Raw genomic sequence first — 14,563 nt, forward strand, 5'->3', positions numbered from 1 at the left:
GAAGGCCGCGGGAAAGGGCCCATATCCTTCAGTTTGACAAAGGTTTTTAAGGATAGGTATAGTTGAGCGTCTTTCCCACCGTCATTCCCTGCTTGTTCTCAAACCTTCCAAGGAGCCTTTGAATGGCCGACAACAAGATCTGCGAAAAATGCGGCGCCAAGAACCCCGCTTCCAATAATTTTTGTGAGCAATGTGGGGCCAAATTGACGTCCCAAGAGGTTGCCGTCAAGGTCACCGTCCCTAAGCCCACCCCAAGATCCGAACCCGCGAAAACCGAGCCGGCTCCGGACGCGACCATCGGAAGCCCTGATCGATCCTGGGTGCCAGCCAATTCCTTCCACCTGGGCTGGATGTCCATCGCCTATGCGGTCCTGCTCCTCGTGACCGTCTTCACCCGCTTCGACCACTTGGGCGCCAAGCCCCACCACCACGACGAAAGCATGCACGCCTTTTATTCCTACCAACTTTTCAAGGACGGGGACTATGAATACAACCCGATGATGCATGGCCCCTTCCAGTTCCACGGGAATGCATTCATGTATTACCTTTTCGGCGTTTCCAATGCCACTTCACGGTATTTGGCCGCCTCTTTCGGCATCCTCACTGTGATCTTGGCCATGCTCTTGGGCCCTTTCCTGGGCCGTTGGGGGACCTTTTTGGCCACCTCCCTTATCGTTATCTCACCCAGTTTCATGTATTTCGACCGTTTCACCCGGGAAGACGCCTATATCTTGGGCGGCACCTTCTTGATGGTCGTTTACGCCATGCGTTATTACCGATCCAGGGTCCCAAGCGATCTCTGGCTGGCCGCCTTGGGGTTCGGCATCGCTTTCTGCACCAAGGAATCCATCTTCATCACCGTGGCCGTTCTGGGCACCTACCTTTTCATCCGTTTGCTTCCCTGGCTGGATGTCCTCATCTCCGGAGGTTTGGTGGCCTTTGGTCTTCTGCTGATGATGATCCTGGATAAAGGGAATTCGGCCCGTCCGGTCCTTTTTGGCCTCTGTCTCGCTGCCTCTTTTGGTTACACCCTGCTCCAACTGGCCCTGCGTTGGATGGCCCAGCGGGGACAGAACAAGGCCGAAAGCCCCCTCTGGGAGACCCTTTTGGGCCTTCGGCTCGACAAGATCGGCCTGGAACTGGGACTGACCTTGGGCTGGTGGGTAGGCGCCATTCTTCTCGTACGCCTCTTTCCCCATTTCGGGATCAACCTTCCGGGTGGAGTCGACATGCTTTGGGTCCTGGCCTTCTTGGCCCTTTTGGGACGTTTTGGCTGGCTTTGGCTCACGGACAGGGCTCCGGCCATGACCGGTTCCATCACCATCTTCGGCATCCTGTTCACCCTGCTTTTCACCACTTTTTTCACCGTGGGCGGCAATCAAGCCGATTTTTCAACGCGTTTCCATTCCCTCTTGAACAGCCTCTACATGGGCGCTTTCGGGGGTTTGGAATATTGGTGGGGCCAGCAGGGCGTACACCGGGGGGACCAGCCCTGGTATTACTATCTGCTCCAGCTTCCGGCCAACGAAATGGTTTCCTTCTTCTTCTCACTGGTGGCCATGGCCTATTACGGCCTCGTAAAACGCCGGAACCTTCCCCTCTTCCTGGCTTATTGGTATGTGGGCTCTCTGGCCCTTTTCTCTTGGGCCGGGGAGAAGATGCCTTGGCTCATCCTCCATCCCTTGCTGCCAGCTCTCCTCTTGACCGCCTATTTCATCGGGGATCTGATCGAGTCCGTGCCGGCCGGTTCCTGGGGACGCATGGCCCGCACGGGAGCCCTGGGGCTTTTCGGGCTTTTATCGACCTATTCCCTGCATTCCGCCGTTCTTTTGAGCTTTTATCATGAATGCAACCCGGTGGAGCCCCTGGTCTATGTCCAGTCGGGACCGGATTGTCTGGAAGTGGAGAGGATCATCCGGCGTATCTCTTACGATGAAACCGGCGGACCCAATCCTGAAGCGCCTGCCGGGATCTCCGAAGGGGAAAAGGCCATGCACGACGGCCTGCCCCTCACCATCGAGGATAAATGTTCCTGGCCCTTCGCCTGGATCCTGCGGGAATTCAGCCGCCGCAACCACCCCTCCAGCATCACCATGGCGGATAACCCCATCATCTTGACGGGCACCGAGACCGATTCCCAGTCCTATCCCATCCTGAGCGCCGCCGGCTATGTGGACCGGAAATACAAGCTCCGGATCTGGTGGATCCCCTCTTGGTTCAAAAAGGGATTCCCCCAGACCGACCTGACCCCTGGACTCCTGACCTCCTGGTTCTTCTCGAACATCCTCCCTTTTGGGACCCCGAAACCCGACATGGTGGATTGGAACGACCTGAAGGATTGGATCCTCTACCGGAAGGTTTGGTCCGACTTGGGAAGTTATAATATGCGTTTGTGGGTCCGCAAGGACCTGGCGGACAAATATGGTTATACCCATACGGACCGGGCCGATATTCCCGCCGATTATCCCAAGCCCGAACCCATCCAGGAGCCCACCCTGTCCAAGGGAAACAAGCACGGCAAGCATTGACCAGGAAGACGCTGGAACAAAAAAGGGAGTCTGCCTCACGGCGGACTCCCTTTTTTTATGCGTTCCTCAGACCTGGCCCAACAGGCCTAACCCCTTCAGTTTAAGAAGGGTCCATCCGAACCCCGCCAATTCGCCAAAATTCAGTTTGCTTTCCCCCTCATGTCGGTTCACGAAAATGATGGGGATCTCGACCACGGCCGCGCCTTTTCGGACGGCCCGGTATAGGATCTCGACCTGGAACGAATATCCCCTCGAGAAGACCTTGTTCAGGTCGATCTTGCGAAGGATCTCGCTGCGGTAGCACTTGAAGCCCCCCGAACAGTCGGCCTGCCGGAGGCCTAAAAGGACCCGGCAAAAAAGGTTCGCTAATTGACTGATGAGAAAACGCCTGGCATTCCAGTTCACCATGCCCCCGTCCTTGATATAACGGGAACCGATCACCAGGTCGTAGGTCTTGGCGAGTTCCATCATCTTGGGGATATTGGCGGGATCATGGGAGAGGTCCGCGTCCATCGCAATGACGTTCCGATAGCCCTTTTCCAGGGCGTAGCGCATTCCAGCCACATAGGCCGAGCCCAATCCCTGCTTCCCCGCCCGGTGGAGGACCCGGACCCGCTTATCCATGCGAGCGAGCCCGTCCGCGATCTTGCCGGTCCCATCGGGTGAATTGTCGTCCACGATCAAAAGATGGCTGGATTTGGAGGCCTTGAAAATCTTGTCATAGATGTTCCGGATGTTGCCTTTTTCATTGTAGGTGGGAACAACGATGATCGTATCAGGGGACGACCTCATGAAAGGGTCCTCAGGGCTCGGATCACTGGCCCGGGACGGCCGGGAACAAGAACCGGGCGACCTGCCCCTTCCCCTTTTCGACGACCAGGACACGCCCTTCGGCGTTGATGGCCAACCCAGCGGCCCCCGGGAAACTGTCCGCCTCTTTCTTGACGTCCTTTCGAAGACAGATGGCCAGGAGTTTCCCGTTAGGGTCCAGTTTCAGGACCGCCCCTAGGCTAGTCGAAGAAGCCCAAAGAGCATCGGCCCCGAAGGTCAAGTAGGGGACCTCATCATTCTTCCCCTTCCACGTGGAGATCTTAAAGGCACCCATGAATTTCCCATCCGGATCGAATTTTTGGATCCGAAGGTTGTCGGAATCGGCCACATAGATGGCGTTGTGATCGTCCGCCGTGATCCCGACGGGTTCGCGGAACTTGCCGTCGGTGGTCCCGAAACCGCCCCATTCTTTGATGAAATTACCCCCAAGGTCGAAAACCTGGACCTTGTGGTTCCCCGTGTCGGATACATAGAGGCGGTTCAGACCGTTCCCCACGATGGACCGGGGGCCGAAAAAACCGTGGCTGAATGTTTTCAGGAACTTCCCGCTCGGATCGAATTCCTGGATACGGTGGTTGAAGGTATCACAGACCCAAAGGTTGTCCTGGGCATCCACATAAAGGCCGCTGGGTTGCTCGAACTCCCCGTCCCCTTTCCCTTCCTGGCCGATCGTGAACAACGGCGCACCGTTGGGGTCGAACTTTTGGATATCGTGCCCGCCGAAATCGCTGACATAGAAATCCCCCGCACGATCCACGGCCACGTCGACCGGTTCGCGAAAATGTCCGGGGCCTGTCCCCCCTTGCCCCAATTCCATATCGACCATCACGGCGACCTTTTTGGCGTTGTTCGCAAGGTCGGTCAAGGTCCGCACCGCGAGGCCCACCACGATGGTGGCCAATCCCAAAAGGAACAACAGGACCAGGGCCTTGAAGCCCTTGCCCCTCTTTTTTTTAGCCGGTTTTACAGCGCCCTTGCGTCCCTTGGCGGGCGCTTTCGGGACGCCCTTGGTCTGGAGCACCTTCTTGTATTTCGCCGGGGTTTTCGCCATGGAAGCCTGACCTTTCTCGCCGTTTCTCCCCGAAGGGATCAGTAGAGACCCTTTACCTTCACCAACCGTCCCGCCCCCGCGTCCACCACCAGCAGGTTGCCATCCTTATCCACCGCCACACCGACCGGCACATTGAAGAGGGGAGCGCCGTTGCTGTTGTTGTCGAGGGCACCCGCCGGGGTACCATCCAGTTTGAAGGCGAGGACCTTCTTCCCTTTGCCGTCGGAGGCGTAGATCACCCCATGGGCCTTGTCCAAGGCGAGATGGGGTTCGATGTCGATCTGTTCCGGCACCATCTTGTAATGTTTTCCATCGGGGACCTTATTGAAAGGAAGGACCCATTTGGCCGGGAACTGACGGATGAATTGACCCTCGCCGCTGAAGACCTCGATCCGCTGGTTGATGCGATCGGCCACATAGAGGTTGCCTGCTTGGTCCAACGCCAAACCGATGGGCTCGTTGAACATACCCTCCTTGTCGCCTTGAGACCCGAAGGCCTTGATCTTCTTACCGTTCTTGTCGAACTTCACGATCCGATGCTTCCCCGTGTCGGCCACGAAACAATTGCCCATAGGGTCCACCACCAGTTCCCGGGGGGCGAAAAAGCCGTCGTCCGCGGCGAAGGCGAACTTGGCCTTCCCCTTCTTCGTGAAGACCTGGACCCGGTAGTTCCAGGTGTCGGCCACATAGACCGTATCGTCCGGACCGATCGCGATCCCATTGGGTTCATGGAGCTTTCCCAGGGCTTCGGTCGCGAGTTTTTTGGCGTCACCCTTGGTGGAAGCCATCGCATCGAAAAGACCCCCGAAGTCCCCCAGGAACTGCCAGTCGCTGCCGCGGAAGCGTTCGACACGGTTGTTGCGGCTGTCGGCGATGTAAACGTCCCCATCCCCATTGATGGCCGCGCCCCGGGGATAAGCGAACTGCCCCTTGCCCGCCCCCGGTTGCCCGCCTTGCATCAGCACCAGGCCGAATCCCGGCTGACCGATCTTCGGCGCCGGAGCTTTCTTCAGCATGACCCAAACGATGGTCCCCGCCACCAGGGCCAGGATGACCCCCAGGACCATTTCCTTCGCGGACACTTCACGATCTCCGATCCTCATCGAACCCTCCGTCATGGATTTTGACCCTTGTTCAAGGGTTGATCTTGTACAGCACCGCACTCCCCTGCTGCAACACCACCGTTCCCAACGCGGAGAACTTATTGAGGTTCTCGACGTGGTCCTTGTACTTATCCCTCTCGGTATCGCTCACATAAACGTAATCGACCCCATAACGGCGCATCAGGTCCCGGGTCTGGTCCAGGTCCGCCGAGGTATAAATGGCATCGATGTCACTGCGGCGGCGAAACAAGGTGTCGTCCGGGTCCTTGCCGCGCACCACCGCATGATCCCAGGACCCGCGCCATTGGGCCTCGTGAAAATCCCACCCAAGGACCGTCGGAAATCCAGTCATGGTCGCCAGGGTGGCATATTGCTGCTGATAGGAGCCGCCCCAAGCTTCCAGGATGACGGGAACCTTTCCGTCCTTGATATGGACGTTCTGGCGGATCCATTGGGCCACAGCATGATCGGTCGGAAAAGCGCGTTCATAATACACTTCCCCATCCATGGTCGCCAGGTCCGGGGAAGTCCCCGCCATGCGGGCCGTGAAGGCCAGGACCGGATACAAGGCGGCGCCAAAAAAAGCGAAAAGGAAGAGCGCGATCCAAAGGGTCTTTTTCACCCCGGACCAGCGGGGCCAAAGGATCTCCACTATCCATTTCAACAAGGGTCCCGAAGCCAGGCCGAAAACGATCCAGACCTGGTAATGGAACTTAAAGACCGAGTTCATCCGATAAAGATCACCGTCGGAGAAGTGGTCCTTGATGAAGAGGACCTCGCATCCGAAGATCAGCAGGAACCCGATCGCGGACAAAATTGAAACGAAGACCTTTTCGCGGCTTTCGTTCTTGGAAGCCAACCCAAGGACCGCAAAGAACGCCATCAAAAGACCGACCAGGATCGTGGAGGCCCGCATAGGCGGGAAATTCAACCCGAGCAACAGGGCCAGGATGACCAGGAGCGTGATCCAGTTCTGGGCCGTTCCTTTTTCCGAAAGAAAGATCTCCGCCCATCCCTGGAGTAGGGACCGGGTCGGTTCGTGGGGGAGGGGCGTGACCTCCGAGGGTCCGACCGGGGCCAGCTCACCGCCGCAATAACCGCAGAATTTCTTACCCGTTCCTTCCCTTCCACAGACCACACACTCCAAATCATTGTCGTTCTTTTTAGGTTTTCCCTTGGGAGCCGCCGACGGGCTTTGGGGGATCAATCGTCCCACCAAACCCGGGATGAGGATGGTGAAAAAAGCGCCGAAGATCACGATGAGATGGTAGAGGTCCGTCCGGTCCTTTACGATCCCCAGGCCACGGGCCTGTGATTGGAATTTCAAAAAGAAGGGGGCATAAAAAGCAAAGGAAGCTATAACGATAGGAACTCCCAACACTACTACCGCCTTAAAGAATACATCCCATTTCTTCTCATTGGCCCACCACTCCTGGAGGAACAAGCAGACACCCAAGAGGAACATGAAGGTCGGGAAATCCCAGCTATTGAAGAAGGACAAGGAACCGAATATCAAGGCGATCAAGGCCCATTGGCCTACCTGCCAGACCCGTTGTCCTCCGAATATCGCAAAGCCAGCCAATGGCGCCTTGAGAAGATTGTATGCCGCCGCGATGGCCAGCAGCACGAAAGGGATGGCCATCACGTGTGGATGAAGGTCCGACAGGAAGAAACTGAACGAAGGAAATTCGTTGATGAGCTTGTCCGAGGGCGGGACCGGTACGATTCGGGAGGCCTGGAAATAATCCCACCCATGCTGGAGCGGGGACAACAGGAAGCCGAAAGCGCCGGCAAGACCGGTGACGGCTCCTGGATCCGCGGGCTGGTTGTAATAAGGGACCCTCAGATTCCCAATGGTAAAACTCTGCACCGCCCGGTGCCAGTAATCGAGGTTCCCAAAGACGGTCAAGCAAGCGGAGGAGAACAACGAATAACGGTAACGGCGGGTCAGGGCATAGACCAACGAAAAGGAACAAAGGGCAGCCAAGGCCCAGGTCAGCGCGACCGCTAGGTTATAGGCTTCCCCCGAGGTGATCCCGAACCCCGCGGTCATGCGTTGGAGCATGGCCACGATGAAATAGCCGAAATAGTAGTAGGAAATGCTCCCGCCTGAAAGCCAAGGGTCCTGCGGGGGCATGGAAGGAGAGGCCAGGATGCCGTTGATCATGGCGTAGTCCATCGGTTTTTCGGTGCCCACGATGTCGAAGGTCCGCATCTTGTAGGCGCCCGCCACTAGGAAGGCCATCAGGAAGAACCCTTCCATCAGGACAAAAAAGGCCAGGTTTTTTTTGGCAAATTCAACGAAAGGCCGGCCGATCCAGGTCATAAGAAGGAAGGTCGACACTACGGCGACGAGGGTCAGGGACAGGAAAAGGGTGGCCCCGTTGAAAGCCACATAGCCCACGAGCCAATAAAGATAACCGACCAGGAGCAGCCCCAGCACCTTGCTGAAGGCATAACCCTTGTCCGGGAAATGCCGCAAAGCGACGAAAGCGACCGGGTACGTGATCCAGCCGATAAGGGCCACAGCGAAATACCAGATCAACACGGAACCCATATTCACCTCGGACGGAACTGGATCATGGCCTCATAGGGAAGGAAGGCCCGGCACCACATCAATTCTCGGCGGGCGGATTATAGTAAATCTCCACCTGCGGATTCTTGTAAATCAGCGGCAAAAAGCCTTGGAACTTGGCCAATCCCTCCGCGGGATATCCGCCTTTTCGGCCCGGGACGCCATTGCGTTCCACGGTGCCGATCATGACCAATCGCACCCCGTAGGCATCCAGGTATTTCTTGGCCACGGCCGGATCGGGGGTACGGAAGATCTGCTCGGTGGCTTGGAAACGCTGTCCCACATCCTCCGTCAGGTCCTGGCGGCCGGTCACCCACTCCCGGACATGCCCATCCCACCCCATCAGGGCCGGGATACCGGTGAAGATGGAGAACCGGGAACCCCATGAGTTGTAACCTTCCCCCACGAATTCTAGGAGGCAAGGCTGGTCGGGAACATATTGGTTCAGGAACCGGATGGCCGCCGCATCATAAGGATTGGCCTTGGCGATATATTCAAGCCCGTTCAATGTCAGGGGCTCGGCCGATCCCGTCCAGCGCTGCCGGATGGAGGGAAGGAAATCATGGCACTTGCGGAAAGTGGCCAGCACCGGATAGACCAGGATGGCCAGCGTGAACAAGGCCAGGAGCGCGCTCCAATTCCACTGGAACAAGCGCCTCGCCATGTCCCGCTTCCCTTCCCACGCGACCATAGCGATCCCATTGAGGATGATCGCAAGCAAGAGGGGCAGGAGCACCGAATTCCCAAAGGAACCCGCCCATCGTTGGATCGGATAGAGGAAGGAGCCATAGGAAATGCCGGGCAGGACCGTCAACAGACACAGAAGGCCCGCCAAGGAAGCCAATGGAGCCCAAAGCCATTTGACCCAAAAATCCCTGGTCCAACCTTCCATAATGGCCCACCCCAGGATTCCTCCCAAGAAAAGGAGGTTAACGGCCGCGCCCATGCTTCCGTTCAGTGCTTGGAGCCACCCGCTCAACAACAACGAAAGCAAAAGAGAGGATAAAAGTACGCACACCGTAAGGATCCAGGGACGGGATGAGCTCGATTCCTTCTTAACAACCTTGGTCAGGGCCCGGAATATCTCCAAAATGCGGGGCAGGAAAAAGCCGGCGGTCACCGAAGCCAGTTCCCAGGCCACGATATAGAACTTGAAAAGGGTATTGTTCCTTAAGTAGTCCCCGCCCAAATATTCGCGCATCACGAACACCTCGACCGTGGCCAGAACGAAGAAGAACAAGGATACGAGGAGATAAGCCGCGGATAGATTCCGGTCCCTTTGGATCTCCCAAGCCAGTCCCAAATGGAAGAACGCCAAAAGCCAAAGGACCGAAAAGAGCCCCAAGCCAAGGGCGATACCCGAGTCTTGGTAGAGCGGGATGACCCGAATGGCCAAGAGTCCCGACCATACCAACGCCAGGCCCAGGAAAGCGGCCCAAAGGATGCCGTTCCTTCGGAAGAAAAGCGCCAAGGCCAGCAAAATGGCCCCAAAAAGTCCCAACAGTAGGGAAAGAATGGGCTTGGTTTGGGAACCGGCCCAATGGATCCAAGAGGCTCCCCAAATGACCGCGAGGGTCCCCGCACCCAGGAACATCATGGACGGGACCGGTCTTTGGTCCTGAACGAAGTTACCCAAGCCATCCATCGTTCTTTCCAGCAGGAGATCCAGGTCCCATTTTTCCTTTCTCTCCTTCCCCATCCAATTCGCCAAGGTCCCGGATCGTCCCGCCAGAAAACCGAGGCCCAAAACCGTCACAAAAAAACCGAAGATCCCGAAAAAATCCCCCAAATCGCTTCGAAGGTGGGGCGTCACCCAAAGGATCTCGCTTTGTTGGGGCCGGAAAGCCTTGAAGAAATAGGGGGCCCACAAGGCCAGCATGAAAAAGAACAGTACGATCAAGTTCGAGCCGACCCGCAGCAGGAGCCTGGAGAATCCGGCCGTATTCTTCTGGAGGAAGCCGGCGGCGAAAGCCACCAGCGTCGCCAACCCGAGGGTGACGAACAGGAGAATGGTCTTGCCGCCCAAGACTTGTGGGTCCAATCCGTTCCAAAAAGTGATGATCCAACCCAAAAGCGACAAAAGGACCGCCAATGCGGCTAAGAGGGTCCCCAATCCACGTTGCACACCCTTCTCCCCCACTTGCGAAAGCCCCCGGACCATGAGCGCCATGACGAAAAGGACAAGCCAGGCGGGAACTTCCCATGTGTTCAAATAGGAAACCCCGCCCAACAAGAAACCGGCGGCCACAATGAGTGGAACTTTCGAGAAGATCCCTTCTTCCCGGTTGGTTTTTGAAAGATAAAGGGACAAAAGAAGACCCATCAAGAGCATCGCAAAGGGCATTGCCAGGGTATGGGCGTGAAGGTCGCCGTAGAGCACGCTGAAGTAGGGGAACTCGTTGATCGTATTGGGGACGACCCGTGTCGGCCCCCAATAATCGTAATTAATGATCCGGTCCTGCAAGGGACCAAAGTTGAAGTTGGAAAAAACCGGCCGTAAAGCATCCATGATCTGACGGGCGCCTGCCGGATTGCCCGCGGCCGCGCAAAGGAACCCAGCCACCCAGCCGCTGAACCGGCGGCCCGAAAGACCAAAAGCCAGTCCAAAAGCGCTGGAAAAGATCAGGGCGAAAAGGGTGATCAGGCCCAGGTTATAGGCCACTGCGGGGACCACCCCCAAGAATTTGGCCAGGACGCCCATCATCAAATGTCCATAGTAGAAGGAATAGCTGATCGGCGTCCCCGCCATCCACTGGTTCTGCGGTGGAAAACTCTCGCCCCGGACCACCGAAGCCAGGAATCCGAAATCCATGCCCGCTTCCCCGCCACCGTTGTAGCCCTCCCCCACCGGATCATGGATATGGGGGATGAAGACCTTGATCAATGAAAAGGCGGCAAACGCGCCGATAAAGGCCAATTCCTGGTGTACCCAATCCTTACCCCACTTGGCCAGCAGGACCTTGAAGTCGCGAGAATTCTTCCAGTAGCTCCAGAGACTTGCGGCCATCAAAAGAAGGAACCAAACCCAGCAGCCGGCGACCGTGAAGCGGAATGGCCCCGGCCCCTTGAACCACCAGGTGAAAAGGGCGTTCGGGAACCAAACCACCCAAACGAAGATGAAAAAACCCAATACCTTGCTCAGGGAGTAGCAACCGGGTTGGAGCGGCGCGAAAAACCGGGTGGTCAAAGGCAAGGCCATCCAGCCTAGGACCATCAACCCCAACAACCAACTGAACCAAGCCCGCCACTGATAACCTGCTGACTCATAGGGTGTCCTGTCATGACCGGAGACGCTCTCCTCGACCACGGGTTTCTTGGCTAGTTCTTCCAGGGTTTGCAGGGTCTTGGGATCCGTCATGCGAGGAACGGTGGGAGGGGCGGTAACAGGGATGTCGGGAGTCGGGCTCACGGTCGGCGCCTTGGTGGGTTGTGCAAATGGCTTTAAATCCGGTCTCGGCTTCGTCCGGCGCGCCGGGGACTGCGTAACACTCGCCACTGATGGGGTGGGAGTGGCTTCCTCCAATTGGGTCCAAAGCCCCTTGGATTCCAGGTATTGGCGACGGTCCGCGATGAACCGATCGACGTTCTTCGGGTCGATGTTGCGCATTTCGTCCCGATCGATGCCACGGACATAATCATCGCTCCCCAGGATCTTTAGGATCCTCTCCCGGGGCACATCTTCGACCTTCTTGAAGATATAGACCCGGGGATGGTCATAGACCGAGAAAGACTCTTCGGCCATATCGTCCGGATGTTCCCACCCCAGGAAACTCGGGAAATTGTGGAACTCGCCCACCATCTTGTAGCCCAGGAGCCCCGACCAAAGGGCCCGGTAGTAGCGGGAAGTCACGGGATAGGCGTTGAACCCATGGGGTTTGAACTCAGGGGTGCAATTGGTGAGGGTATACCAAAGCTTCTTGGAGGCGATGCTGATGTAATCGCCTTTTTTCAACTCGTCGGCGTAATAGTTCTTCTTCACCGGCGAGTCATCGGTCAGGAACCCGTGCAATTCGTAGACGGTCATCCCTTCTTGGCGGTACATCCCCGGGTTCCCGGGTTTGTCCATCCGCGGGTCCTGGTTGGGATCGACCCCGGTCGGGAGCCCGTCATCCCAAGCCTCGGTCAGGACCATGGAACCGGGCGGGATGTTCTTGTAGATCCACACCGACGCGTCGATCCAGGGGTTCGGGGCGTAATAAACGTGCATGTAAGCGATCGAGTAGAAAAGACTTGGAGCCACCACCAGGGCGACCAGGGCCTTGTGCAGGAGCCCTCCCCAAGGACGGGCCTTGGCCCAGGAAGCGATATCGGTCACCAAGCGTGCACCAAAAATACAGAAGGCCGGGATGAGCGGCACCATATAACGGACGAATTTGGTGTTCCAGGCGCCGATGAACCCGAAATAAGGGATGAACCAACAGAGGATCAAAAGATCCGGCAGGGAGATGGCGAATCCCAGTTTTTTCGAAAAGGGCACCGGGAACAACGTCCCTTTCTCGACCGGCCGGACAATGGCAAAGAGGAACCGGCCCAAGACCCAAGCCGCTCCGGCTACGACCGTCACACCCAGCGGCCACCATAGTTCAACGCTCATTAAGTTCCGGAGTTGGAAAATATAACGAAGCGTGTCCTTGAATTGGAGCACATAACAGGCATCGGCGATGGAAACCACATGCCATTCGTAATTTTGGGAATCCATGAATCCATGAAGATCCAGGAGGGACCAAGGCGAGAAAAGTACGAAGAGCAACACTGAAAGTGCACCGGCCCCCATGAGCTTGATCCATTGGGGCATCTGGGCGCGGAAGATCCGGAATTCCATGAAGCCCCAGAGGGTGAACATACCTCCCAAGGCCAACAGGGCCGTGAGCAACAGGCCCCATAGGATCAGGCCTCGGTTCGGATCCATTGGGAATAGATCGGTCAGAACACCTTTGAACTTGTAGCCCACGCCCGCGAAGACGATGAAGATGAGGCCCAGAAGCCCCGTCGCCAGGACGCTGTAAAGGGGCCTATTCGATCCCAATTTCCGGTCATCCCGTTCCCATTCTTTCCGGTCTTTTTGGGCGAGCGATACGAGGTGGGCGGTTGCCAGCACGAACAAATAGTAGAGAGAACTCGTCTTGGCCGCCATGGAGAGCCCGAAAGCCGTACCGGCGATGAGATAATTCCTCCAACTCGCCTCTTTCAATATCCCGCTCGAGGCTAGGACCACTACCACGAAAAGGAAGGTGATGAAGGATTCGGTGATGCAATAGTGGGTCTGTTCAATGCTGACGACTGCGAAGGCGAAGAACGCGGCGGCGGTAAGGGCCATCACGTTGCTTTTGTAGACGCGACGGACCAAAAGATAGATGGCCGGGATGGTGGCGGTGGAAAAGGCGGCGGCCCAAAGACGGCCGAGGATCATACAGTCCCCATAGCCCGTGAATTGGATCCCCGAATGGTTCAAGGAAGCAAAAAGTGTCCAAAAAGCGAAGAGGGCCGCGATAAAACGTCCCCATACCGAGAAGAAGGTCCAGGTCAGGAAAACCCCTGCCACAAGGATGGTAAAAGCCAAGACCCCGAAGACCTGCGCGAAGACGACCGGTAGGAAAAGGGGGAGGATCCCCAATATAAAGATCACGCCCACCGCCCCGTAAAGAGGCGTTTCAAACCAATCCACTTCCAAAAGCCGGGAAACGACCCAGGAAAGGGCCAAAGCCACGGTCGAAACAAGGAGCAACCCGGCCATTTTGGCGGGCCGATCATCCAAGGCCTTCACCCACAGGGAGAAAATCGGGAAGAACTTGACCACCAAGAACCCGATCAAAAGGGCTCCGGCCACACCTTGTTCAAGGACAAGGCTTTTTTCTTCTTTTAAGAGCCCGTGGAGATAGAACAAAAGGCCGAGCAGCAGGACGGCAAAAACCAAGTTCAGGCCAGAAATACCATTCCCGGAAAAGATCGGGAAAAAATACCAAAGAAACAGGTTCGAAAAAACAAAAGCCGCCAACGTGTAATGCGAGAGAAAAAAACGGGACTTCAAAAAAATGGCGATAAGACCCGCAAAAATAGCGGCCAGAAGGGCCCAATAAAGCCCAAGGGCCCATCGTTCATTCCGGATGATTTGTTGGAAAAAAGATGGGCAAGACAGTAGTTCGCCGGTAGCCCTGTACAGATAAACAGGCAATTGACCATAAGCAAAGAAATGGACCCGATAACCATCCGCTGCCTGGATGCCAGCGGTTTGCCCCAGGATATTCCGTTCGTCCGGATGGAAGGAATGCTGAAAATCCCAATCGGGATTGAAAAAACGGAATCCGCCCCCAAGTAAGACCAGGACGAGAAGGATCCAAAAGGATCTTCGATCAAAAATCGCGGTTTTAGGGGCTACCGCTATTTTTTTCAGCAAGGTTTGTCCCCTGAGCAGAGGTGGGATGACTAGTTGTAAAAAACCCCGAAATATTACCGCAAAATGAAAAACGGGCCTAGA

At 56.5% G+C, this 14,563-nt stretch carries 8 protein-coding genes; 3 read left to right on the top strand and 5 right to left on the bottom strand.

The window, feature by feature from the left end; genetic code table 11:
• Window positions 1-122: 122 nt before the first annotated feature.
• Window positions 123-2,528 carry a flippase activity-associated protein Agl23 gene (locus VHE12_09225; protein HVZ80963.1) on the top strand — a complete coding sequence of 802 codons (2,406 nt, stop codon included), beginning with the start codon at window positions 123-125 and terminating at the stop codon, window positions 2,526-2,528.
• A 66-nt stretch (window positions 2,529-2,594) separates the two neighbouring features.
• Here VHE12_09225 and VHE12_09230 read toward each other — a convergent pair whose 3' ends face one another.
• From VHE12_09230 to VHE12_09250, 5 genes are read right to left on the bottom strand one after another with little or no spacing between them, the layout of a single operon-like run.
• Window positions 2,595-3,320 (bottom strand): polyprenol monophosphomannose synthase, encoded by a 726-nt coding sequence (locus VHE12_09230; GenBank protein HVZ80964.1) that lies wholly within the window; start codon window positions 3,318-3,320, stop codon window positions 2,595-2,597.
• A 22-nt stretch (window positions 3,321-3,342) separates the two neighbouring features.
• The gene (locus VHE12_09235; protein ID HVZ80965.1) at window positions 3,343-4,410 is read right to left on the bottom strand and encodes an NHL repeat-containing protein; all 1,068 of its coding nucleotides are present in this window, start codon (window positions 4,408-4,410) and stop codon (window positions 3,343-3,345) included.
• Between the two features lie 38 nt (window positions 4,411-4,448).
• Window positions 4,449-5,513 carry an NHL repeat-containing protein gene (locus VHE12_09240; GenBank protein ID HVZ80966.1) on the bottom strand — a complete coding sequence of 355 codons (1,065 nt, stop codon included), beginning with the start codon at window positions 5,511-5,513 and terminating at the stop codon, window positions 4,449-4,451.
• A gap of 31 nt (window positions 5,514-5,544) precedes the next feature.
• Window positions 5,545-8,070: a DUF2298 domain-containing protein gene (locus VHE12_09245; protein HVZ80967.1), complete on the bottom strand. Its 2,526-nt coding sequence runs from the start codon at window positions 8,068-8,070 to the stop codon at window positions 5,545-5,547.
• A 58-nt stretch (window positions 8,071-8,128) separates the two neighbouring features.
• Window positions 8,129-13,900: a DUF2298 domain-containing protein gene (locus tag VHE12_09250; GenBank protein ID HVZ80968.1), complete on the bottom strand. Its 5,772-nt coding sequence runs from the start codon at window positions 13,898-13,900 to the stop codon at window positions 8,129-8,131.
• Window positions 13,901-13,957: 57 nt separating this feature from the next.
• Between VHE12_09250 and VHE12_09255 the strand changes: the two genes are divergently transcribed.
• Both VHE12_09255 and VHE12_09260 read left to right on the top strand, forming a co-directional pair.
• Window positions 13,958-14,227: a hypothetical protein gene (locus VHE12_09255; GenBank protein HVZ80969.1), complete on the top strand. Its 270-nt coding sequence runs from the start codon at window positions 13,958-13,960 to the stop codon at window positions 14,225-14,227.
• 51 nt (window positions 14,228-14,278) lie between these two features.
• Window positions 14,279-14,404, top strand: coding sequence for a hypothetical protein (locus tag VHE12_09260; protein HVZ80970.1), 126 nt, complete (start codon window positions 14,279-14,281; stop codon window positions 14,402-14,404).
• Window positions 14,405-14,563: the final 159 nt, after the last annotated feature.

This window comes from bacterium (genome assembly GCA_035549195.1).
In the GTDB taxonomy this organism is placed as follows: domain Bacteria; phylum Oederibacteriota; class Muellerivitia; order Muellerivitales; family Muellerivitaceae; genus DASZRK01.